This is a genomic window from Mesorhizobium sp. IMUNJ 23232 (assembly GCF_044326205.1).
GTDB lineage: Bacteria > Pseudomonadota > Alphaproteobacteria > Rhizobiales > Rhizobiaceae > Kumtagia.
Genome location: NZ_JBIRCY010000049.1, coordinates 1 through 22,835, shown reverse-complemented (window position 1 = coordinate 22,835; position 22,835 = coordinate 1). Strand labels below are relative to the sequence as shown.

20 protein-coding genes are annotated in these 22,835 nt (G+C 63.7%); 13 read left to right on the top strand and 7 right to left on the bottom strand.

The features are described from left to right. Window positions 1–270 precede the first annotated feature (270 nt). Window positions 271–2,097: a class I poly(R)-hydroxyalkanoic acid synthase gene (phaC, locus tag ACH196_RS28115; RefSeq protein WP_396650153.1), complete on the bottom strand. Its 1,827-nt coding sequence runs from the start codon at window positions 2,095–2,097 to the stop codon at window positions 271–273. A 224-nt stretch (window positions 2,098–2,321) separates the two neighbouring features. On the opposite strand from phaC, the gene ACH196_RS28110 reads away from it, so the two are divergent. The 5 genes from ACH196_RS28110 to recJ all read left to right on the top strand — a co-directional run bounded on the left by ACH196_RS28110 (window position 2,322) and on the right by recJ (window position 8,154). Then, a complete protein-coding gene (locus ACH196_RS28110) occupies window positions 2,322–2,570 on the top strand; it encodes a hypothetical protein (protein ID WP_396650152.1) in 249 nt (82 codons plus the stop codon). A gap of 70 nt (window positions 2,571–2,640) precedes the next feature. Further along, the gene (locus ACH196_RS28105; protein WP_396650151.1) at window positions 2,641–3,858 is read left to right on the top strand and encodes an LL-diaminopimelate aminotransferase; all 1,218 of its coding nucleotides are present in this window, start codon (window positions 2,641–2,643) and stop codon (window positions 3,856–3,858) included. A gap of 45 nt (window positions 3,859–3,903) precedes the next feature. After that, window positions 3,904–5,217, top strand: a complete 1,314-nt coding sequence (locus ACH196_RS28100) for a homoserine dehydrogenase (protein ID WP_396650150.1) — start codon at window positions 3,904–3,906, stop codon at window positions 5,215–5,217. Between the two features lie 116 nt (window positions 5,218–5,333). After that, window positions 5,334–6,308, top strand: coding sequence for a class II fructose-bisphosphatase (glpX, locus tag ACH196_RS28095; RefSeq protein WP_396650149.1), 975 nt, complete (start codon window positions 5,334–5,336; stop codon window positions 6,306–6,308). A gap of 58 nt (window positions 6,309–6,366) precedes the next feature. Then, entirely contained in the window at window positions 6,367–8,154 is a 1,788-nt protein-coding gene (gene recJ, locus ACH196_RS28090) for a single-stranded-DNA-specific exonuclease RecJ (RefSeq protein WP_396650148.1), read from the top strand. A 53-nt stretch (window positions 8,155–8,207) separates the two neighbouring features. Here recJ and ACH196_RS28085 read toward each other — a convergent pair whose 3' ends face one another. The 3 genes from ACH196_RS28085 to folE all read right to left on the bottom strand — a co-directional run bounded on the left by ACH196_RS28085 (window position 8,208) and on the right by folE (window position 10,390). Beyond that, complete coding sequence (locus tag ACH196_RS28085; RefSeq protein WP_396650147.1) at window positions 8,208–9,173, bottom strand: patatin family protein; 966 nt, start codon at window positions 9,171–9,173, stop codon at window positions 8,208–8,210. A 93-nt stretch (window positions 9,174–9,266) separates the two neighbouring features. Further along, the gene (hisI, locus tag ACH196_RS28080; RefSeq protein ID WP_396650146.1) at window positions 9,267–9,716 is read right to left on the bottom strand and encodes a phosphoribosyl-AMP cyclohydrolase; all 450 of its coding nucleotides are present in this window, start codon (window positions 9,714–9,716) and stop codon (window positions 9,267–9,269) included. 35 nt (window positions 9,717–9,751) lie between these two features. Next, window positions 9,752–10,390 carry a GTP cyclohydrolase I FolE gene (folE, locus tag ACH196_RS28075; RefSeq protein ID WP_396650145.1) on the bottom strand — a complete coding sequence of 213 codons (639 nt, stop codon included), beginning with the start codon at window positions 10,388–10,390 and terminating at the stop codon, window positions 9,752–9,754. A 482-nt stretch (window positions 10,391–10,872) separates the two neighbouring features. Here folE and ACH196_RS28070 point away from each other — a divergent pair, with 482 nt between their 5' ends. Next, on the top strand, window positions 10,873–11,319 hold the full coding sequence (locus ACH196_RS28070; RefSeq protein ID WP_396650144.1) for an iron-sulfur cluster assembly scaffold protein: 447 nt from the start codon (window positions 10,873–10,875) through the stop codon (window positions 11,317–11,319). A gap of 25 nt (window positions 11,320–11,344) precedes the next feature. On the opposite strand, the gene ACH196_RS28065 is transcribed toward ACH196_RS28070, so the two are convergent. Together ACH196_RS28065 and ACH196_RS28060 are read right to left on the bottom strand one after the other, a co-directional pair. Further along, window positions 11,345–13,660: an NADP-dependent malic enzyme gene (locus ACH196_RS28065; protein WP_396650143.1), complete on the bottom strand. Its 2,316-nt coding sequence runs from the start codon at window positions 13,658–13,660 to the stop codon at window positions 11,345–11,347. A gap of 63 nt (window positions 13,661–13,723) precedes the next feature. Further along, window positions 13,724–14,503 (bottom strand): SDR family oxidoreductase, encoded by a 780-nt coding sequence (locus tag ACH196_RS28060; RefSeq protein ID WP_396650142.1) that lies wholly within the window; start codon window positions 14,501–14,503, stop codon window positions 13,724–13,726. A gap of 124 nt (window positions 14,504–14,627) precedes the next feature. Here ACH196_RS28060 and ACH196_RS28055 point away from each other — a divergent pair, with 124 nt between their 5' ends. Beyond that, window positions 14,628–15,449 (top strand): UDP-2,3-diacylglucosamine diphosphatase, encoded by an 822-nt coding sequence (locus tag ACH196_RS28055; RefSeq protein WP_396650141.1) that lies wholly within the window; start codon window positions 14,628–14,630, stop codon window positions 15,447–15,449. A gap of 373 nt (window positions 15,450–15,822) precedes the next feature. Then, entirely contained in the window at window positions 15,823–17,022 is a 1,200-nt protein-coding gene (locus ACH196_RS28050; protein ID WP_396650140.1) for an MFS transporter, read from the top strand. 107 nt (window positions 17,023–17,129) lie between these two features. Here ACH196_RS28050 and dgcA read toward each other — a convergent pair whose 3' ends face one another. Further along, entirely contained in the window at window positions 17,130–18,113 is a 984-nt protein-coding gene (dgcA, locus tag ACH196_RS28045) for an N-acetyl-D-Glu racemase DgcA (RefSeq protein ID WP_396650139.1), read from the bottom strand. 77 nt (window positions 18,114–18,190) lie between these two features. On the opposite strand from dgcA, the gene ACH196_RS28040 reads away from it, so the two are divergent. From ACH196_RS28040 to ACH196_RS28020, 5 genes are all read left to right on the top strand, one after another. Then, window positions 18,191–19,363: an ABC transporter permease gene (locus ACH196_RS28040; RefSeq protein WP_396650138.1), complete on the top strand. Its 1,173-nt coding sequence runs from the start codon at window positions 18,191–18,193 to the stop codon at window positions 19,361–19,363. Window position 19,364: 1 nt separating this feature from the next. Then, entirely contained in the window at window positions 19,365–20,189 is an 825-nt protein-coding gene (locus tag ACH196_RS28035; RefSeq protein WP_396650137.1) for an ABC transporter ATP-binding protein, read from the top strand. Window positions 20,190–20,203: 14 nt separating this feature from the next. Beyond that, window positions 20,204–21,577 carry an MlaD family protein gene (locus tag ACH196_RS28030; RefSeq protein ID WP_396650136.1) on the top strand — a complete coding sequence of 458 codons (1,374 nt, stop codon included), beginning with the start codon at window positions 20,204–20,206 and terminating at the stop codon, window positions 21,575–21,577. 83 nt (window positions 21,578–21,660) lie between these two features. Next, window positions 21,661–22,260 (top strand): ABC-type transport auxiliary lipoprotein family protein, encoded by a 600-nt coding sequence (locus ACH196_RS28025; protein WP_396650135.1) that lies wholly within the window; start codon window positions 21,661–21,663, stop codon window positions 22,258–22,260. Between the two features lie 142 nt (window positions 22,261–22,402). Then, on the top strand, window positions 22,403–22,615 hold the full coding sequence (locus ACH196_RS28020) for a hypothetical protein (RefSeq protein ID WP_396650134.1): 213 nt from the start codon (window positions 22,403–22,405) through the stop codon (window positions 22,613–22,615). Window positions 22,616–22,835: the final 220 nt, after the last annotated feature.

Sequence of the window (22,835 nt, the reverse complement as noted above, 5' to 3'; positions counted from 1 at the left end):
AGCGCTCCGACAACGCCAATACCGACACTTGATGCGCTACGCGTTCCCCTAACTCGCAAACCGCTTCCTTCCCTCGCATTCCGGCAGCGTGAACTGCAGTTACAATATCAGTCTAGGCCCAGAAGCCACGCCCCCTGACACGCGAGAGACGAACGGGCGAATCTTAATCCCATGCCCAGTGTCGGGCTAGGGAGAAAATAAGGCAACATCAAGGTCGATCGCCATGATTTTGCCTGCTTTCTTACCGGCAGACTCCGGTTGGAGCCTCCGTCAGACTCGTACTTTCACATAGGTTCCGGGCGCTTCGCCGAGGATTTTTCCCTTGTCGCCGGGCTTGCGGGCCGCGACGCGTCTTGCGTCCTTGTCCTCGATCCATTTCTGCCAGTGCGGCCACCACGAGCCCGGATTTTCGGTCGCATGGGCGATCCAGTCCTCGAACGCGCCGACCGGCTTGCCGCCCGTCCAGTGCTGGTATTTCATCTGCGCCGGCGGATTGACGACACCGGCAATGTGGCCGGAACCGGCCATGACGAACTCTACCGGCCCGCCGAAGAAGCGGCAGCCTAGGAACACCGAGCGCGCCGGCGCGATATGGTCCTCCTTCGCCGACAGATTGTAGACGGGAATGGTTATGTCCGACAGCGACAGGCTGCGCCCGGCGATCTCCATCTTGCCCTTGGTAAGGTTGTTCTCAAGATAGCAGTTGCGCAGGTAGAAGGAATGGTTGGCCGCCGCCATGCGTGTCGAATCGGCGTTCCAGTAGAGCAGGTCGAAGGGCAGGGGGTCCTTGCCGCGCATGTAATTGTTGATGACGTAGGGCCAGATCAGGTCGCCGGAACGCAGCATGTTGAAGGCGGTCGCCATCTTGGTGCCTTCCAGATAGCCCTTCTCGCCCATGGCGCGCTCGACCGCCGAGACCTGATCCTCGTCGACGAACACTTTCAGGTCGCCGGCATAGGTGAAGTCGACCTGGGTGGTGAAGAAGGTCACCGAGGCAATGCGGTCATCGCCTTCCTGCGCCAGGAGGGCGAGAGCGGCGGCCAGCAGCGTGCCGCCGACACAATAGCCGATGGCGTTGACCTCGCGCTCGCCGGTGGTGGATTCGATCGTGTCGAGCGCATATTGCAATCCTTCACGGATATAGGCTTCCCAGCCCTTCATGCCGTGGCGTTCGTCCGGGTTGATCCAGGAGATGACGAAGACGGTGTGCCCTTGCTCGATCGCCCAGCGGATGAAGCTTTTCTGCGGGTTCAGGTCGAGGATGTAGAACTTGTTGATCCAGGGCGGGCAGATCAGCAGCGGCCGCTTCAGCACCTTGTCGGTCGTCGGCTCATATTGCAGGATCTCCGCGACGTCGCTGCGCCCGATCACCTTGCCTGGCGTGACGGCGATGTTCCTGCCGATCTCGAATGGCGTGTAGTCGGCTTGCCTGAGCTTGAGGTCGCCGCGCCCGGCGGCGATGTCCTCCGCCAGCATCTTCATGCCGCGCACCAGATTCTCGCCGTTGCTGGCGACCGTCTCGCGGAACAGTTCCGGATTGGTCAGGATGAAGTTGGAGGGCGAGATCGCATGCGAGATCTGCTTGACGTAGAACGACGCCTTGTGGCGCGTGTGGTCGTCGAGGCCGTCGGCATGCTCGACAAGGTCGCCCGCCCAGCGCGAGGTCACCAGATAGGCCTGCTTCAAAAAGTCGAAGAAGGCGTTGCGGCCCCATTCGGGATCCTGGAAACGCTTGTCGCCTTTTTCCGGGGCCACTGTGGTTTCGGGATTTTCGCCACCGGCCCGCTGCACGGCGTTCGCCCAGACGGTCATGTAGCCCGAGAACAGCCTTGTCTGCGCCTCCAGCGCCCGCTGCGGGTCGGAAAGCCAGTATTCGGTCAATTTCGAAAAGGTCTTCACCATGTCGACGACGGGTTCGGCGACGCTGTCGCGCACCTCGCCCTTCTCGCGCGGCTCGGCCCAGGCGGAGGCCGCCTTGCCGGCCTGCTCGACCATGCGCGCCATGTTGAGGGCGAAGCGCTCGGGATCCTTGACGATGTACTGCTCGACCGCGGACGGATCGGGGTTCGTCTTGTCCGAATCGGAAGCTTTCGTCATGCTCTTCGCGATCCTCCCAAGGCTTTTTGTTGACATCTTAGCATGACACGTTCGAAAGGGTCCAATACCGACGGATATCGCTCTAAAGGAGCCTTGGCGGAAAGAACATGACAATCCGACACAAATCCAGCCTGCCTGCTGTCGCACGTTGCGCTCTCGCCGCCGCATTCATGGCGGGACTGGCGGCCGTTGGCGGATGTGCGTCGAGTTCGTCGGACACGGCGATGCCCATCGTTTCCCAAGGCGGGGCGATCGACACCGGCACTTATCCGAATCTCAACGTGCCGCCGCAAGTCGCGGCCAAGCCGCTGAGCGAAGACGACAAGGCAAATCTGACCGGCCGTATCGCTTCCGCTCAGGCGCGGCAGACGGCCTCCGGACGCGGCGCCGGGACCAAGGGCGACCCGGCGCGGCTGAGGAGGCTTGCGGAGGAGCAGGGCGCCGATACGCTGGACGCGATCAAGGCTCAGTGACGGCCTCGACCTCGCCTTACATTGGGTATATACGCGCCGCCAATCTCGCCCCCTGCTTCGTGGATCGACAATGGAAGAGTTTCACAAGGTTCGCCGGCTTCCGCCCTACGTGTTCGAGCAGGTCAACCGGTTGAAGGCGTCAGCCCGTTCGAAGGGCGCCGACATCATCGATCTCGGCATGGGCAATCCCGACCTGCCGACACCGAAAGCCATCGTCGACAAACTCTGCGAAGTCGTTCGCGACCCGCGCACCCATCGCTATTCCTCGTCGCGCGGCATCCCCGGCTTGCGCCGCGCCCAGGCGAGCTACTACGCCCGCCGCTTCGGCGTGAAGCTCGATCCGGAAACCCAGATCGTCGCTACGCTTGGCTCCAAGGAAGGTTTCGCCAATATGGCGCAGGCGATCACCGCCCCAGGCGACGTGATCATGTGCCCGAACCCGACCTATCCGATCCATGCCTTCGGTTTCATCATGTCGGGCGGCGTCATCCGCTCGCTGCAGGTCGAGCCGGACGACGGCTTCATTCCGGCACTGGAGCGCGGCATCCGTCATTCGATCCCGAAGCCCCTGGCGCTGATCCTCAACTATCCGTCGAACCCGACCGCGTTGGTGGCGAGCCTCGACTTCTACAAGGACGTCGTCGCCTTCGCCAAGAAGAACGACATCATCATCCTGTCCGACCTTGCCTATTCGGAGATCTATTTCGACGGCAACCCGCCGCCTTCCGTGCTGCAGGTTCCGGGTGCGATCGATGTTACCGTCGAATTCACCTCGATGTCGAAGACGTTTTCCATGCCCGGCTGGCGCATGGGCTTTGCCGTCGGCAACGAGCGGCTGATCTCGGCGCTGACGCGGGTCAAATCCTATCTCGACTATGGCGCGTTCACGCCGATCCAGGTTGCCGCGGCCCATGCGCTCAACGGCGACGGCGCCGACATCGAGGAAGTGCGCGACGTCTACCACAAGCGCCGCGACGTGATGATCGACACCTTCGCCCGCTCGGGCTGGGCAATGCCGGCGCCGGCCGCATCGATGTTCGCCTGGGCGCCGATCCCCGAGCCGTTCCGGCATCTTGGTTCGCTGGAGTTTTCCAAGCTGCTGATCGAGCACGCGGACGTAGCGGTGGCGCCGGGCGTCGGATTCGGCGAGCACGGCGACGATTTTGTACGCATTGCGCTGGTCGAGAACGAGCACCGCATCCGCCAGGCAGCCCGCAACATCAAACGCTTCCTGATGTCGGCGGAAAAGCAGCCCAATAACGTCGTGCCGCTCGCCGCCCGGCGCTGACGGCACACGTCTTTCCTTTCAATCCAGTTTCAGGGCAGACCGGTCATGGCCGAAGCTTTGCGTGTTGGGATAGCCGGGCTCGGCACGGTTGGCGCGTCGGTGGCGCGCGTCATCGAGACCAAGCGCGCGGAACTGACCCGCCAGTGCGGCCGCGACGTCGTCGTGACCGCTGTATCGGCCCGCGATAAGACACGCGACCGCGGCTTCGATCTTTCCGGCGCCGCATGGTTCGACGATTCTGTCGAACTTGCCGCCAAGGCCGATGTCGACGTGTTCGTCGAACTGATCGGCGGCAATGATGGTCCAGCACTTGCCAGCGTCAAGGCCGCGCTCGAAGCCGGCCGCCATGTGGTGACCGCCAACAAGGCGCTGCTGGCAAAACATGGCGTGGCGCTGGCCGAGATCGCCGAGAAGAAGGGCGTTCTGCTCAACTACGAGGCGGCGGTGGCCGGCGGCATTCCGGTGATCAAGACGATGCGCGAGGCGCTGGCGGGCAACACCGTGTCACGCGTCTTCGGTATCCTCAACGGCACCTGCAACTACATCCTGACGCGCATGGAGGCCGAAGGCATCAATTTCGACGAGGTGCTGAAGGACGCGCAGCGGCTCGGCTATGCCGAGGCCGACCCAACCTTCGATATCGAAGGCCACGACACCGCGCACAAGCTGTCGATCCTCACCAGCCTCGCCTTCGGCACGAAGATCGCGGCCGATGACATCTATCTGGAGGGTATCTCCAACATCACCCAGGCCGATATCCGCGCGGCGGGTGAGCTCGGCTACCGGATAAAGCTGCTCGGCGTGGCGCAACGCACCGACAGCGGCATCGAGCAGCGCGTGCATCCGACCATGGTGCCGACCGCATCGGTCATCGCGCAGGTCCACGGTGTCACCAACGCGGTGGCGATCGAGACCGACATTTTGGGCGAGTTGCTGCTCTCAGGTCCCGGCGCCGGCGGTAACGCCACCGCCTCGGCGGTGGTCGGCGACATCGCCGACATCGCGAAAAGCCGGCCGGGTTTCCAGCACGGTCCGGTGTTCGGGCGGCCCGCCAAGGAACTGAAACCCTACAAGCAGGCCAAGATGCGCAGCCATGAGGGCGGCTATTTCATCCGCCTGACCGTGCACGACCGAGTCGGCGTTTTCGCCGCGGTTGCGAAGCGCATGGCCGACAACCAGATCTCGCTGGAATCGATCGTCCAGCGCGCCGTTGAATCCAATGGCGATGCGATCAAGACCGTCATCCTGGTCACCCACGAGACAACGGAAGCGGCGGTGCGGAAAGCCGTCGACGGCATCACCAAGGACGGCCATTTGACAGACAAGCCGCAGGTCATCCGCATCGAGCGGGCGGATTAGGACCGCGCTGGCCGCCAACCATTCAGGGTTGTGGTATTCAGTCGGCAATGCCCGGTCTTGCCCGGCATCAGCGACTTTGCGACAACAACCCAATCCGCACGGGAGGAGAAGAACGGATGGTCAAGGGTGCTGGCGGCCTCGACCGCATCCTAGCAATGGAGATCGTGCGCGTCACCGAACGCGCGGCGATCGCAGCGGCACGCTTTCGCGGCCGAGGCGACGAGAAGGCGGCGGACGAGGCCGCCGCGTCGGCCATGCGCATGGAACTGGACAAGCTGCCGATCAAGGGCACCGTGGTGATCGGCGAGGGCGAGCAGGACGAGACGCCGACGCTCTACATCGGCGAGACCCTCGGCAAGGGTGGCGGCCCGGATGTCGACATCGCGCTGGATTCGCTGGAGGGGACGACGGTCTGCGCAAAGAACCTGCCAAACGCGCTGTCGGTGATCGCAGTGGCGGCGAAAGGCAGCCTGCTGTTCGCGCCGAATGTCTACATGCAGAAAATCGCCATCGGCCCGGGCTTCGCGGCCGGCACGGTCGACATCGACGCCTCGCCGCGTGAAAACATCGAGAATCTCGCCAAGGCCAAGGGCGTCCCGGTCGGCGAGATCACCGCCTGCATTCTCGACCGTCCACGCCATGCGCGACTGATCGAAGCGGTGCGCGAGGCGGGCGCGGCGATCCGGCTGATCGGCGACGGCGACGTTGCAGGCGTCATCCATGCCACCGAACCGGGCGAGACCGGCGTCGACATCTACCTCGGCTCGGGCGGTGCGTCGGAAGGCGTGCTGGCGGCGGCAGCCCTGCGCTGCATCGGCGGCCAGATGCAGGGGCGGTTGATCCTCGACACGCCGGACAAGAAGGCGCGGGCCGCCAAGATGGGCATCACCGACTTCGACAAGGTCTATTCCGCCGAGGACATGGCGAAGGGCGACGTCATCTTCGCGGCGACCGGCGTCACCGACGGCAATCTGCTCGCCGGCGTGCGTTTCGGCCGCGATGTGATCACCACCGATACGATCGTGCTACGCTCCTCGTCCCGCACCGTGCGGGAAATCCGCGCCCGGCATCGGGATCTGGAACGGCTTTGAGCACCGCAAGGACGGCAACCTGGAGCCTGATGGCGACCGCTGCGCCGAAGCCATCAGCATGAGCGCCGAAAAACGCTTCTTCCTCGGCGTGCGCCGCTCCGCGACCGGCGTCGCCTGGGTGCATAGGCTGAACGACCGTCAGGAGATGTCCGCGCTTGCCATCGCGCAGGGACATGGCGTGCCCGACATCGTGGCGCGTGTACTTGCCGGACGCAATGTCGCCGCCGATACGGTCGAGCGCTTTCTCGATCCGACCATACGTGACTTGCTGCCCGACCCCGCGACTCTGACGGATATGGAGGCGGCCGCCGCCCGGCTCGCCGATGCCGTCACGCGCCGCGAGAAGGTGGCGATCTTCGGCGACTATGACGTTGACGGCGCGGCGTCCTCAGCGCTGCTGAAGCGGTTTCTCGCACATTTCGGCATCGAATCCGAAATCTACATTCCCGACCGCATCTTCGAGGGTTACGGACCGAATCCCGACGCCATGCGCGAACTGGTGGCGCGTGGCGCCAGTCTCATCGTCACTGTGGACTGCGGCACCAACAGTGCTGCCTCGATCGTGGCGGCGCGAGAGGCGGGTGCCGACGTCGTGGTGCTTGACCACCATCAGGTCGGCGGCGCGCTGCCCGAGGGCGTGCCGATCGTCAATCCCAACCGTGAGGACGACCTGTCGGGGCAGGGACATTTGTGCGCCGCTGGCGTCGTCTTCCTGGCGCTGGTGCAGACGGCACGTATCCTGCGCCGCCGCCCGGACCTGCCGCAGGCCGACCTCCTGTCGATGCTCGATCTCGTCGCGCTGGCGACGGTCTGCGATGTGGTGTCGCTGACCGGCGTCAATCGTGCCTTTGTCGTTAAGGGCCTGCTCGCCATCCGCCAGCAGCGCAATGCCGGACTGGCGGCGCTGGCGCGCGCGGCGCGCATCGGCGAACCGGTCAACGCCTTCCACCTCGCCTTCCTCATCGGCCCGCGCATCAATGCCGGCGGCCGTATCGGTGACGCGGCACTTGGCAGCCGGCTTCTGGCGACAGACGATCCGGTCGAGGCGGAGAAGATTGCCGCCGTGCTCGACCGGCTGAACCAGGAGCGCCAGGCGCTGGAACAGGTGATGCTCGAGCAGGCGCGTGCCGAGGCCGACGCCGAGCTTGCGGGCGGAACGGGTCCGGCGGTGCTGGTGACCGGCAGCGACGGCTGGCATCCAGGTATCGTCGGCCTGCTGGCGTCGCGGCTGAAGGATCATGCGCGGCGCCCAGCCTTCGCCATTGCATTCAATCCGAACGGCACCGGCACCGGTTCGGGACGCTCCGTGCCAGGCTTCGACCTCGGCCGGCTGGTGCGCGACGCTTTCGCGCTGGGCCTGATCGACAAGGGCGGCGGCCACGCCATGGCGGCCGGCATCACAGTACAGCGGGCAAAGCTCGGCGAATTGCGTGCTTTCTTCGAAGAAAGGGCGGCGACCGAGGTGACGCGGCTGCGCGACGAGGAAAGCCTGCTGATCGATGCCGCGCTTTCGGCGGAAGGCGCGACGCAAAAACTGCTCGACGCGCTGGAACAGGCGGGTCCGTTCGGCTCGGGTTATCCGCCGCCGATGTTCGTGCTGCCCCGGCACCAGTTGCGCGACGTGCGCCCGGTCGGCAGCACGCATCTGCGCCTCGACCTGCGCTCCGACGCGGGCGGCTCGATCCAGGCCATGGCCTTCCGCGCCGCCGGCAGCGATCTCGGCGAATTCCTGGGCAAGAACCGGGGAAACCGTGTCCACGTCGCCGGCCAGGTGCAGGCGAACTACTGGAACGGCGCGCGCAGCGTGCAGTTCAGGGTGGTCGACGCTGCGGCTAGCCCGGCCTGAGAACCGTCAGCGGGCGTCAAAATGTAGCCTCGGCTGATATTCGCACTACAAGGCTACGGCTGCGTCTCTTCGAGCACGCTCTGCAGCCGGAAGAGTTCGCCCAGCCGTTCCCTGGTCGTCTCGTAGCCGATGCGGATCGATTCGTCGGCGCGATGGAATTCCGACAGGCCGATGTGGCCAAGCTTCGGCTGCAACGACAGATCCGGCGGGTCGCCAGCAAGCCGGGCACGCGAGATGCGGTCCTGGATGATGTTGAACGCCTCGACCATGACCCCGCTGATGCCGAGGCGGGATTCCCGGTTGCCACGCGAATGGCCGTCGCTCTCGACCACCAGCTCGCCGGCGCTGTGCTTGATCACGGCGGCGCGGCCGAACAGGTCGTAGTGCAGGTTGACCGCCACCACCAGAGGCTGCTCATAGGCGCGGCAGACCGAGACCGGGACGGGATTGACCAGTGCGCCGTCGACCAGCACACGCTTGTTGGCGGTGACCGGCTCGAACACGCCGGGAAGCGCGTAGGAGGCGCGCATCGCGGTAATCAGCGCGCCGCTGGACAGCCAGATCTCGTGGCCGGTGCGGATTTCGGTCGCCACGCAGACGAAGGGTTTCGGCAGGTCCTCGAAACGCGTGCCGTTCAGATGCTCTTGCATGCGGGCGTCGAGCTTCATGCCGCCGAACAGGCCGTTGCCGCCGAAATGGAAATCGAGCAGGCCGAAGATGCGCCGCTTGGTCAGGCTGCGGGCGAACTCTTCGATCTGGTCGAGCTTGCCGGCCAGGTAACAGCCGCCGACCAGCGCGCCGATCGATGTGCCGGCGATCATGTTGATCTCGATGCTGGCCTCATCCAGTGCCCGCAGCACTCCGATATGCGCCCAGCCGCGGGCAGCGCCGCCGCCGAGCGCCAGCGCTATGCCGGATTTCTTTGGCAGCAGGGGCGCCTTTTCAGGCGCGTGTACAACCGTGCCGCCGGCCCCGCCCGTATCGAATGATCTGTTTCTGCGCGACGCCCATTCGAGCATCTTCTACTCCCACGTCTCCCCAACGCTTATACGGCCACGGCCGTATCCAAAGCATGAAGGGTCTGCTTCCGGAAGCGGAAAGAGATGTGCCAGCTAACCATGCGAATGCGGTGTGGCGCCTGACAGTATGGCGCTGCCGTCATCGCGGAGGCTTGGTTCCCCGTCCGTAAAATCCACAACCCTGTAAAAGCAGGAACGCCGGCCTGTGTGGCACGTCGCACCGTCCCCCGCCACTTTCACGCGCAACCAGATTGCGTCCTGATCGCAATCGGCTCGCATTTCCATGACATTCAGCAAGTTGCCCGACGTTTCTCCCTTTTTCCAGATCGACGCACGCGATCGTGACCAGAAATGGCCAATCCCGGTCCTGAGCGTCAGCGACAGCGCCTCGGCATTCATATGCGCGACCATCAGCAGCGTGCCGTCGTCGGCGTCGGTGACGACGGCCGTGACGAGACCCGCTGCGTCGAAGCGAGGCGAAAGAACGGTGCCGCTCTCCAGCAGGTGCTTGTCGGCGGAGGGTTTTGGAAAAAAATCCGGCATCACCGGCTCCTCTGAAGCCGGTGGGGCAGCGGGACTTAAGTCCCGTAGCCTCCCCGGACCATGGTCAAGAACCGGATCTGTTCCTCGGGATTGTCCTTGAACACACCGGTGAAGGTCGAAGTCAGAGTGGTAGACCCCTGCTTGCGGATGCCGCGCATCGCCATGCACATATGCTCGGCCTCGATCATCACCGCAACCCCGCGCGGGTTGAGCACTTCCTGGATTACGGCGGCGATCTGTGCGGTCAGCGCCTCTTGCGTCTGCAGGCGATGGGCAAAAATGTCGACGACGCGGGCGATCTTCGACAGGCCGACGACCTTGCCGTCCGGCAAGTAGCCGACATGCGCCTTGCCGATGATCGGCACCATGTGGTGCTCGCAATGCGAATGGAATTTTATGTCGCGCACAATCACCAGGTCGTCGTAGCCGGCCACTTCCTCGAAGGTGCGGCCAAGCTCGTCGGCCGGGCACATGTCGTAGCCGTTGAACATTTCTAGGTAGGCCTTCGCCACGCGCTTCGGCGTGTCCTTGAGCCCCTCGCGGTCCGGATTGTCGCCGGTCCAGCGCAGCAGGGTGAGCACGGCGGCTTCGACCTCGGCTTCGGTAGGGCGATGCGTCTCCGGCTTGTCCATGAAGTCGGAGCGCGGCATGATCTTCTTGACGACGGCGTCCATGAAAGGAGTCTCCCGTAGTCGCCCGCTTGCGGGGCGACGAGTTGAACGGACCACTGCCTTTCGCGGGCACCTGACCCTGCGGTGTCCGAAAAGCGGCGTGACGGCTGCCCGGTTCCTCGGCAGCCTGGCCGCCTCGATCCGGACGCTTCACTATATATGGTCGGCACGGGCGAATGAAAGACGCTCCCTTGGTACACATCGTTCGTCAACTGACATCAAAGCGCAAAAACGTATCCGGACTCCGCCGGGTAGACGGGAATATGCAACCGTTGCGTTGCGGACCGAAACGCAACGGATGCAGTGCGCCTCCGGCAGCGGCCGGAGGCCGATACATCGAAGTGGGCGGGTGACCGCGTGTTGAGCGCGCCCGCGGCGGTGCGGGTTCGATGCCCTTCGGAAATTCCATGTGCAGGTGGCGCGGCAAGCACCTATATTGGTTCGGGAAGAAGCTGCGGCACGCGGCGACATGCGGGCGAAGACCAATGATCGACGACGTCTACAACGCAAAAATCCTGGGCTTTGCCGGCAATATCGGCCGGATCGGCCGCCTGCCGCATCCCGACGCTTCGGCCCGCGCGCATTCGAAACTCTGCGGCTCGACGGTCACCGTTGACCTGACGATGCGGGACGGTGTGGTCACCGATTTTGCCCATGACGTGAAAGCCTGCGCGCTCGGGCAGGCGTCCTCGGCGATCATGGCCGAGCATATCGTGGGTGCCTCGGCTGAGGAATTGCGCGCCGTACGCGAGACGATGCTGAAGATGCTGAAGGAAAACGGCGCGCCGCCCGAAGGCCGCTTCGCCGACCTGAAATATTTGGAGCCGGTGCGCGACTACAAGGCGCGGCATGCCTCGACCATGCTGACCTTCGACGCGGTGGTTGACGCCATAGGCCAGATCGAGCGCAAGCAGGCGGAACAGGCCGCCTAGCTACCGGTGGCCCAATCCGGCTGGCTCAGGCCGTCGCCGTTTTCTGTTGCGCCGCCTCCACCACCGCCAGCGCCGTCATGTTGACGATGCCGCGCGAGGTCACCGACGGCGTCAAAATATGCGCCGGCCGGTCGGTGCCGAGCAGGATTGGCCCGACATGCAGCGCGTCCATCATCTGCTTGACCGTGGTCAGCGCGATGTTGGCGGCGTCGAGGTTCGGGAAGACCAGCAGGTTGGCCTCGCCCTTCAGCCGCGAATGCGGGTAGATGCGCTGGCGTAGTTCTTCCGACAGCGCCGAATCGCCATGCATCTCGCCGTCGCATTCGAGGTCCGGCGCCTGTTCCCGCAGGATTTCGGCGGCGCGGCGCATCTTGAGCGACGTCGCCGCGTCGCGCGACCCGAAATTCGAGAAGGACAGCAGGGCGGCCTTCGGCTCGATGCCGAAACGCCGGATTTCCTCCGCCGCCAACAGGGTCATTTCGGCGATCTCCTCGGCGGTGGGGTCGATCGTCACGTAGGTGTCGGTGAGAAATATCACGCCGCGCGTCGAGATCAGCATGGAGAGCGCCGACAGGTCGCGGTCGCGCACTTCCGGCCGGGCGCCGATAATCAGCGAGACATGGCGCAGGTGCCGCTCGAAACGGCCTTCCAGGCCGCAGATCATGGCGTCGGCATCGTGGCGGCGCAGCGCCAGGGCGGCGATAACCGTGGTCTCGGTGCGCACCATGGTGCGCGCCGCTTCTTGCGTTACGCCACGCCGGCCGGCGAGTTCGATCAACAGGTCGACATAGGTGCGGTAGCGCGGATCGTCCTCGGGATTGATGAGTTCGAAATCGGTTCCCGGGCGGATGCGCAGCCCGTAGCGCCTCAAGCGCACGTCCACCACCGCCGGGCGCCCGATCAGGATCGGTTGAGCGATGCCCTCGTCGATGACCACCTGCGCGGCGCGCAGCACGCGCTCGTCCTCGCCATCGGCATAGATGACGCGTTTCGCTGTCGAGTTCTTGGCCGCCGAGAACACCGGCTTCATCACCAGCCCCGAGCGGAAGACGAAGCGATTCAGCCGGTCGACATAGGCCGGAAAATCGGTGATCGGTCGCGATGCGACGCCCGTCTCGCAGGCGGCCCTGGCAACCGCCGGCGCGATGCGCAGGATGAGACGGGGATCGAAGGGCGAGGGGATCAAGAAGTCCGGCCCGAAGATCGGCGTCTCGCCGGAATAAGCGCGCGCCGCCACGTCCGACGGTTCTTCGCGGGCCAGCGCGGCAATGGCGCGCACCGCCGCCATCTTCATCTCCTCGTTGATGGCGCGCGCACCGCAATCCAGCGCGCCGCGAAAAATGTAAGGAAAACACAGTACGTTGTTGACCTGGTTGGGAAAATCCGAACGACCGGTGCAGATCATGGCGTCGGGCCGGGCGGCGCGCGCCACTTCCGGCATGATCTCCGGCGTCGGGTTGGCCAGCGCCAGGACCAGCGGCTTCGGCGCCATGCCCGCTAGCAGTTCCGGTTTCAGCACGCCGGCCGCCGACAGGCCGAGAAACACATCCGCGCCCGGGATCACTTCGGCCAACGTGCGCGCCTCCGTGTCCTTGACGTAAGGGTCCTTCCAGCGGTCCATCTCCTCGACGCGGCCCTTGTGGGCGACGCCGAAACGGTCGGTGACCCAGATGTTCTCGACCTTCGCGCCAAGCGAAACCAGGAGGTTGAGGCAGGCGAGCGCCGCCGCGCCCGCGCCCGAGGTGACGATCTTTACGTCCGCGATATTCTTGCCTGCGAACTCCAGTCCGTTCAGCACGGCGGCACCGACGATGATCGCGGTGCCATGCTGGTCGTCATGGAACACCGGAATGCCCATGCGGGCCTTCAGCCGCTCCTCGACCTCGAAACATTCGGGCGCTTTGATGTCCTCCAGATTGATGCCGCCGAAGGTCGGTTCCAGAGCGGCGACCGTCTCGACCATTCGTTCGATTTCCGGCGCGTCGATCTCGATGTCGAACACGTCTATCCCAGCGAATTTCTTGAACAAAACGGCCTTGCCTTCCATCACCGGCTTGGAAGCGAGGGGGCCTATATTGCCAAGTCCTAATACGGCGCTGCCGTTGGAGACCACGCCGACCAGATTGGCGCGGCCGGTATAGTCGGCGGCGGTCGCCGGGTCGTCGCGGATAGCGAGGCAGGGCGCGGCCACGCCCGGCGAATAGGCAAGTGCCAGGTCGCGCTGGTTTCCCAACGGTTTTGTCGCCTGGATCTCCAGCTTTCCGGGCGTCGGGTATTTGTGGAAGAACAGGGCGGCCTCGTCGAGGTCCGATTTCGCCGTATGGGTGCTTTCGTCGCTCATGCCCGTGACCGCTGTTCCCTAGAGTTTCGTCCAGCCGTTGCGGCGGCTTCCGACATGCGCATATCAGAAAGCGCTTACATAGGCGCCACCGTCGACCGGAATGTTCTGTCCTGTCAGGTATCCGGCGTGGACGGAACACAGGAAGGCGCAGATCTGACCAAATTCTTCCAATGTTCCCAATCGTTTGGCAGGAATATCTGAAGCAAGTCTCTCCTTGCGCTGGCGCGCCGCCTCCGGGTCTTCCGGCACGCCCGGCTCGTGCGGGCCACGTAGCCGGTCAGTATCAAGCTTTCCAGGCAACATATTGTTAATCGTGACATTTTTGTCGATAACGCCGCGCGCGATGCCGGACAGGAAGGAGGTCAGCCCGGCCCGAGCAGCCGAAGACAAGTCGAGGCCCTGGATCGGCATATAGACCGACAGCGAGGTGATGTTGACGATCCGGCCGAAGCCGCGCGACGCCATGCCGTCGACGGTGGCTTTGATTAGTTCGAACGGGGTGACCATGTTGTTGGTGACGCCCTTGAGGATCGCCGCGCGGTCGAGCTCGCGGAAATCGCGAAATGGCGGGCCGGCATTGTTGTTGACCAGGATGTCCGGGTCCGGGCAGGCCGACAGCAGCGACTCCTGAATGGCTGGATCGGCGACGTCTCCGGCGATTTCAATGATTTCCACGCCGAACCTGTCGCGAATCTCGGCGGCCGTGTGGGCAAGGGTCGCAGCGTCGCGGCCGTTGACGACGAGGTTTACGCCGTTCTCCGCCAGCGCCAGGGCGCAGCCCTTGCCAAGGCCCTTGCTCGACGCGCAGACGATCGCCTTGCGACCCCGAATGCCTAGATCCATTCCGCTGTTCCTCCATTCTGAGAGGCGCGCACCCTATAGCGCGGGACGCCACGACCGCAACCGTCATACGCATGTTGCATGAATCTGGGCATTGGCGCACATGCAGCAACAGGATCAGGCTGTTATGTCCGAAACAGCACCCCACAAATACAAGACACTTTTCATCTCCGACCTGCATCTCGGCTCGAAGGCGGCCAAGGCCGACTTTCTCATAGACTTCCTTCGGTACCATGAGGCGGAGACGATTTATCTGGTCGGCGATATTGTCGACGGCTGGCGTCTGCGCCGCTCATGGCACTGGCCGCAGGCGCATAACGACGTCGTCCAGAAGCTGCTGAGACAGGCGCGCAAGGGTATGAATATCTTCTATATCGCTGGAAATCATGACGAATTCCTGCGGCAGTTCCAGGGTACACATTTCGGCGGCATCGTCGTCAGTGACCGGGCGATCCATGAAACGGCGGACGGCAAACGCTTTTTGGTGATCCATGGCGATCAGTTCGACACCATCGTGCACAACGTTCGCTGGCTGGCCTATCTTGGTGATCGGGCTTATGATTTTGCCATTTCGGTCAACCGGGTGGTGTTCCGCATCCGGAGAGTGCTTGGCCTGCCATACTGGTCGTTCTCGTCCTGGGCGAAGGTCAAAGTGAAGAAAGCGGTGAATTTCATCGGCGCTTTCCAGAAAGTCCTCAGCGAGGAAGCCCGCCGTTCGGAAGTTGATGGCGTGATCTGCGGCCATATTCACCACGCCGTGATCGAACAGTTCGACGGAATTACCTATGTGAATACAGGCGACTGGGTGGAAAGCTGCACGGCAGTGGTCGAGAATTTCGACGGGTCGCTGGAGATACTGCGCTGGCCGCATGTGTTCGAAGCCCTGCCCAAGGAGACGGGTTTCAAGCCGCGCCTGATCGAGGGCGGCTCCGTGGTCGAGGCCGCCTGATCGTAAGTCCTTGAAATCAAAGGGCCGCAGGTGTCGATTGCAGCCAAGGTCATGCTTCTAAAATCGAGCGATTTCAATTGGTTGCCGGAGAAGCGACCGCCGGAATCACGAATAGGCATGACATTGACCTGTCGCAAGCCGGACATGATGGTGCTTTCGACCAGCTTCGAACGGACTGCGAAGTGCTTTCCCTGCCAATCCGCATGACGCCGATGCGCAAGGTGCTTGACGGGTTGGAGGCGTGACCATTTGGCCACATCCGGCGACGAGATAGGGTGTGTTCTCGATCGTAGGTTAGGCGGCTTCCGGCCGGCATGGTATGTGCCGAGAAATCGGAGCGGCCGTTCGGTCAGAATCTCCGACCGGACCGATGATGCCCCTGCCTTCGCTTTCGCCCGAACAGCTTATCAAGCCAAAAAACTTCGAGTTTCGGATATCGCTGATCTTCGCGGCGATCTTCGTGCCGCAGGCGGTGCATCTGCCGTATTTCCCGCTGTGGCTCGAAGGCAACGGTTTCGGCGCCGAGGAGATCGCGGTCATCCTTTCGGCCCCAATGTTCTTGCGGGTGGTGACGACGCCCTTCATCACCGCCATGGCCGACCAGGCGAGCGACCGGGCGAATGTGCTGATCCTGCTGGTCGCGGCGGCGCTGCTGGTCTCGCTCGGCTTCTTTCTCAAGCCGACCTATCTGGTGGTGCTGGTGGTCTCGCTGGCGCTGGCGGTGGCCTGGACACCGCATTCACCGCTCTCCGATTCGCTGGCGCTTTCGGGCGTCCGGCGCTTCGGATCGAACTATACACGCATGCGGATCTGGGGTTCGATCGCCTTTCTGTGCGCCAATCTCGGCGGCGGCATCATCCTGTCGCTGACCAGCGAGAAATCGGTCCCCGCCATCATCAGTTGCTCGCTGGTGGTGGCGCTGCTGGTTTCGTTCATGGCGCCTAGGCTCGGCCGTCCGCGCAAGGCGTCGCCGCTGTCCGCCGCGGAAATACAGGATGCCGGGCCAAAACTGCTCAACCATTATTTCGTGCTGGTCGTCGGCAGCGCGGGCGTTATCAACGGCAGCCACGCTTTCCTCTACAGCTTCGTTTCCATCTATTGGAAATCGATCGGCATCGGCGACACGACCGTCGGCCTGCTGTGGGCCTGGGCGGTGGTCGCCGAAGCCTTCATGTTCCTGTTCTTCACGCGGTTGTTCTCGCGGCACTCGGCGACGGCGGTGATGGCGCTGGCCGGCGTGGGGGCGGTCGTGCGCTGGCTGGCGTTTCCGCTGATCTGGCCGTCTGGCATCGGCGTTATCGGCTTCTTCGCCATCCAGTCGCTGCACTCATTCTCGACCGCACTGATCCTGATCGGTGTGCAGAAACTGATCGTCGAAACCGTGCCCGAGGAACGCACGGGCGCGGCGCAAGGCATAGCTTTCTTCGCCACCGGTTTTTCGATGGCGGCTTTCACGCTGCTTTCAGGTCCGCTCTATGCGGCCTTCGGGGTGTTCGGTTTCTGGGCGATGATCGCCGTGGCGGTTGTGGGCCTGGTGTTGGTCTGGATGGCTCGGCCCTTGAGAAGCTCCTAAGGGATGGATGCCGGGTTGCGAGCGTTAGCCCTTCGCTTTCGCTCCGGGCGTTCGTCGCTGAATAAGCCAAATCATTGGCTTTTTCTCGGCCTTTGGCCGATCGCTCCTCACCCCCAAAGCTCCGGCCGGGGCGGTGAGACAAGCGAGCCGGAATAGGTGAGCGCCGGCTCGCGGTCTTCCGCCAGCAGCAGCGGGCCGTCGAGATCGACGAAGTCGGCGCCCTGCGCCAAAAGCACCGCAGGCGCCATGCCCAGCGAGGTGCCGACCATGCAGCCAACCATGATCGAAAAGCCGAGTTCCTTTGCCCGGTCGCGCAGCACCAGCGCGGCAGTGAGGCCGCCGGTCTTGTCCAGCTTGATGTTGACCGCGTCGTAGAGGCCGGCAAGGTTTTCGAGATCGTCGGCGGTGTGCAGGCTCTCGTCGGCGCAGACCGGTACCGGACGCCGGACATGGCGAAGGGCGGCATCCTTGCCGGCGGGCAGCGGCTGCTCGACCAGGGCGATGCCGAGGCGGGCGGCGGCATGCAGGTTCTCGGCGAGGTTGGCTTGCGTCCATCCTTCATTGGCGTCGAGGATGATCCGGCTTTTCGGGGCAGCCGCAACAACGGCCGCAATGCGGTCGAGGTCACCGTCGCCGCCGATCTTGACCTTCAGCAGCGGCCGCTGGGCGTTGGCGCGCGCTTGCGCGGCCATCTTCTCCGGCGTGTCCAGCGACACCGTGTAGGCGGTGGTCAGCGGCTGTGGAGCGGGGAGGCCGAGCCTTGCAGCGACAGGCTGGCCGTCTGCCTTTGCCTCCAGATCCCACAGAGCGCAGTCGAGCGCGTTGCGCGCCGCGCCCGGCGGCACGAGGTCGAGCAGCGTCTGGCGATTTGCGCCTGCCTCGATCTCACGGCGGACCGATTCGATTGCCGCAACCACACCTTCGATTGTTTCGCCGTAGCGGCGATACGGTACGCATTCGCCGCGCCCCCGATTCGAGCCGTCGACGATCGTGCAGCAGATCACTTCCGCTTCCGTCTTGGAGCCGCGCGAAATGGTGAAGGCGCCGGCGATGTGGAAGCGCTCGGCCTCGACCAAAAGGACACGCGCCATGTTTTTCTGCTCCACATGCCGGCCACGATGATCCCCTCAAAGTGACAGGCTTCGATTCCGCCGCTAAGACTTGGGCAATGTTGATCAATCGCTCCAGGGAAACAAGCCGCCCCGCCGACGGCCGCCCGTCGGTCGAGCAGGCCGAAGAGGATGGCCGGCTTAAGCTCCGGCTCGCCGGACGATGGACGACCCGCAACATCGCCCATGTCGACGAGGAGATGGCCGACATCAGCGGCAAGGCCGGCAACCGGCAGGTGGCGCTCGATCTGTCGAAAATCGAGCGCATGGATACGGCGGGCGCCTGGCTGATCGACCGGTTTGTTCAACAGGCGAAGGAGAACGGCGCCGAGGTCGCGGTTGAAGGGCAGACGCAGCCGATGGATGTGCTGCTGGCGGCGATTCGCGATGCGGCGGCCACGCAACGGCCGGAGACGCCGGCCCGGCCCAATATCGTTTTGCGCTTCCTCGAGGGGATCGGCCGCGCCGTCTTTGCGGCCGGCCACGATTTCCTGGCGGCCATGAACATCCTCGGCGCAACCATCCGCGGCGGCCAGATGAAGATCGGCCGCGGCCACGGGGTCAACCTCGCTGCCATCTTCAACCAGATAGACCGGATGGGCGTCGGCGCTATTCCCGTAATCCTGCTGATGTCGACGATCGTCGGCGCCATCGTCGCCCAGCAGGGCGCCTATCAGCTCCGCTATTTCGGCGCCGACATTTTTGTCGTCGACCTGGTCGGCATCCTGGTGCTGCGCGAACTCGGCGTGCTGATGACCGCGATCATGATCGCCGGCCGCTCCGGCAGCGCCATCACCGCCGAGATAGGCTCGATGAAGATGCGCGAGGAGATCGACGCGCTGACGGTCATCGGCCTCAACCCGATAGGCGTGCTGGTGTTTCCGCGGCTCGTCGCGCTGGTGATCGCGCTTCCTTGCCTCACCATCCTTGCCAATTTCGCGGCGATCGGCGGCGCCATCGGCATCACCTGGACCTATTCCGACATCGCGCCCGCCGCCTTCATCGACCGGCTGCGCTCGGCAATCGACGTCGGCACCTTTGCCGCCGGCCTGATCAAGGCGCCGTTCATGGCGATGATCATCGGCATCATCGCCTCGGTGGAGGGCATGAAGGTGGGCGGCAGCGCCGAATCGCTCGGCCTGCATGTCACGGCGTCGGTCGTGAAATCCATCTTCGTCGTCGTCATCCTCGACGGCATGTTTGCCATCTTCTTCGCCCAGATCGGCTTTTGAGATGCACGGCGAAACGTCCCAGGATGCCGAAGACGAGGACCCGCCGAGCGGGCAGAAGGGCGAGATCATCCTCTCGGCGCGCGGCATCACGGTCGGCTTCGGCGACAAGATCGTGCTGGACAAGCTCGACCTCGACATCAGGCGGGGTGAGATCCTCGGTTTCGTCGGGGCGTCCGGCGCCGGCAAGTCGGTGCTGCTGCGGACAGTGCTTGGCCTGAACAAGAAGCAGGCGGGCACGATCAAGCTGTTCGGGCTGGACGTCGACAAGGCGAGCGAAGAGGAACGCCTGAGGATCGACATGCGGCTCGGCGTCCTGTTCCAGCAGGGCGCGCTGTTTTCCTCGCTGACGGTGCTGGAGAACATCCAGGTGCCGATGCGCGAATATCTCGACCTGCCGCAGTCGCTGATGGACGAACTCGCCTATCTGAAGATCGAGCTGGTCGGATTGCCACCCGACGCGGCGCCGAAATTTCCTTCCGAGCTTTCGGGCGGCATGATCAAGCGCGCGGCGCTCGCCAGGGCGCTGGCGCTCGATCCCAACCTCGTGTTCCTGGACGAGCCGACCTCGGGCCTCGACCCGATCGGCGCGGCGGAGTTCGACGAACTAGTCGCCAAGCTGCGCGATACGATGGGGCTGACCGTCTACATGGTGACGCACGACCTCGACAGCCTGTTCTCCGTCTGCGACCGTGTCGCCGTGCTCGGCAAGAAGAAAGTGCTCGTCGAAGGCACGATCAAGGACATGCTCGCCAGCGAGGAGCCCTGGGTGAAATCCTATTTTCGCGGAAAACGTGCACGGCAACTTGATCTTGCCGCACGGAAATAGAATTACGGAAATTAATGGAAACCAGAGCCAACTACGTCGTCGTCGGCATTTTCACCCTGGTGGCGATTCTCGCCGCCTTCGCCTTCGTCTACTGGAGCGCGGAGATCGGCAATCGCGGCGAGACCGCGTTGCTGCGTGTGCGCATCCCCGGATCGGCATCGGGCCTGACGCCAGGCAGCGGGGTGTTTTTCAACGGCGTGAAGGTTGGCGACGTGCAGCGCGTCTATATCGACGTGACCAACCCCGCCGTTGCCATTGCCGATACGCGGATCGACCGGCTGATCCCGATCACCCGTTCGACCAAGGCGGTCATCGGCATTGCCGGCCTTACCGGGCAAGCCACGCTTGAGATCAAGGGTTCGGACTCGGATGAGCCAAACCTGCTCGACGAGGCGGAGGCCAACGGCACGGTTGCCGAGATCACCGCCGATCCCTCCGCCGTCACCAATCTGCTGGAGAAGGCGCAGGACATCTTCGGCCGCGCCGACAATGTGCTTAGCGATCTGGAGGGCTTTACAAAGGAAGCCAAGGGACCGCTGATCCAGACGGTCCAGAACGTGGAGAAATTCTCCGGCGCGCTGGCGCGCAATTCCGACGGGGTCGACAAGTTTCTGGACAGCGTCTCGAAGCTGTCGGGCGAACTCGCCGGCGTTTCGGGAAAACTGGACGGCACGTTGAAGGCCGCCGAGGATATCCTGAAGGCCGTCGATCCAAAAAAGGTGCAGACGGTGGTCGAGAATGTCGACAAGTTCACCGCCGACTTGGCCAAGACCAGCTCGCAGTTCGACGACACGGTGCGCGAGGTCCGCGAGACGGTCGCCTCGATCAATGAGTTCGCCAAACGCACGCAGGTCACCCTCGGCAAGGTCGATGGCGTGCTGGACGGTGTCGATCCGGCCAAGGTGCGCAGTGCGATCTCGAACATTGAGCAGGCGAGCCGCTCGGCGAACGCGGCGGCGGCCGATGTCGCCAAGGTCACCGAGAAATTCTCCAACAAGGCCGAGCAGATCGACCAGATGATCAGCGACGCGTCGGAACTGATGCGTCGGCTGAACCAGGCATCGGTGCGGGTCGACGGCGTGCTTGCCAAGGTCGACGGCCTGCTCGGCTCGGACAATGCCGAAAACCTGATCACCAATGCCAACGACACGTTGAAGGGTTTCAGGCAGGTGGCCGAGACGTTGAATTCGAGGCTGGGTACCATCATGGAAAACCTGTCGCGGTTTTCGGGGCAGGGGCTGAGCGGCGCCGAGGCGTTGATCCAGGACGGGCGGCGTTCGATCAACCGCATCGAGCGGGCGATCACCGATCTCGAGCGCAACCCGCAGCGCATCATTACCGGTGGAGATGGCACCGTTCGCCAGTATGACGGCCGCGCCCGGCGTTGACTTCGCCGGCTGTGCACCGCAAACAGGTTGAGGACGAATGGGGATCGTCGATCGGGGATTCGTGTGAGCGGGTTGCATTGTTCGTGAAGCGCCTCAGCCTTACATCCGTTTTGCTGCCGGCCGCTCTCTCGCTGGGCGGCTGCGCCGTGCTTGGCGGCGGTACGCCCGCGCTCGACACCTATGACCTTTCCGCGCCCGACGCGCCTGCCGCGCGCGGCCGCCATCACGGCCAGATCCTGATCGCCGAGCCGGGGGCGCTGAAGGCGCTGGACGGCCAGAACATCGTCATCAGGACTGGGGGACCGGGCTCGATCCAGTTCCTCAAGGGCGCGCAGTGGGCCGACCGGCTTCCGCTGGTGGTGCAGGCCAAGCTGGCGCAGGCGTTCCAGTCGGCCGGCGGCTTCAACGGCGTCGGCACGCCGGGCGAGGGGCTGGCCATCGACTATCAGGTGGTGGCCGAACTCCGCGCCTTCGAGGTCAGGGTTGGTGGCGGGACGCATGCCGAGGTCGAGATCTATGTGCGCCTGCTCAACGACCGCAACGGCACCGTGAAGGCTTCGAAAGTGTTCCGGGCATCGGCTCCAGTGTCGGGCGAAGGCAACGACGCCTATGTGCGCGGTCTCGACGCTGCCTTCGGCGCGGCGGGCGCCGAGATCGTCGAATGGGTCGACGGGCAGGTTTGAAGACTATTTCAAACCAGTCGAACGACTGTATGACCGCGATGCCGGCCCTGTCGATTGGATGACGCGGATTGATCGAACGGTCTTCATAAGCTGTTTATCAATTCAAATAATAATTTCAGCCCGATATTGTATCGGGGCGGACATGGCGCAGCCTGGTGAAGAGACAATCGTCCGGACGAACTGGGTCGCCTGGACGTTCAATTTTTGCTATCCGCTGATCGTTACCTTCCTCGGCGTCTTCATCATCTCGCAGTATTTCGGACTGCCGATTGCCGGTGACATAGGCAAGGAATTCGCCGCACTGATCCACAACGGCGTGAACGCGCTAACCATCTGGATACAGAAGCTTTTCTGAGTTTTGGCCGGAAAGACCCGCAAACCATCGCCGCGGGCGATGGTTGCGATTGGCCTCATCTCGATCCGCGGAGTTCGCGGGAGCCGGCCTAGCTGTCATTGCTATGGAGGTTGTCCGTCCGAGGCTTGGATGCGAGGTTGCGGTTACCACACACGCGACCGCCAGCCAGGAGCCTCGGATGGACGTTCATGACAATGCCAGAACAACACCGCGCAGTCGA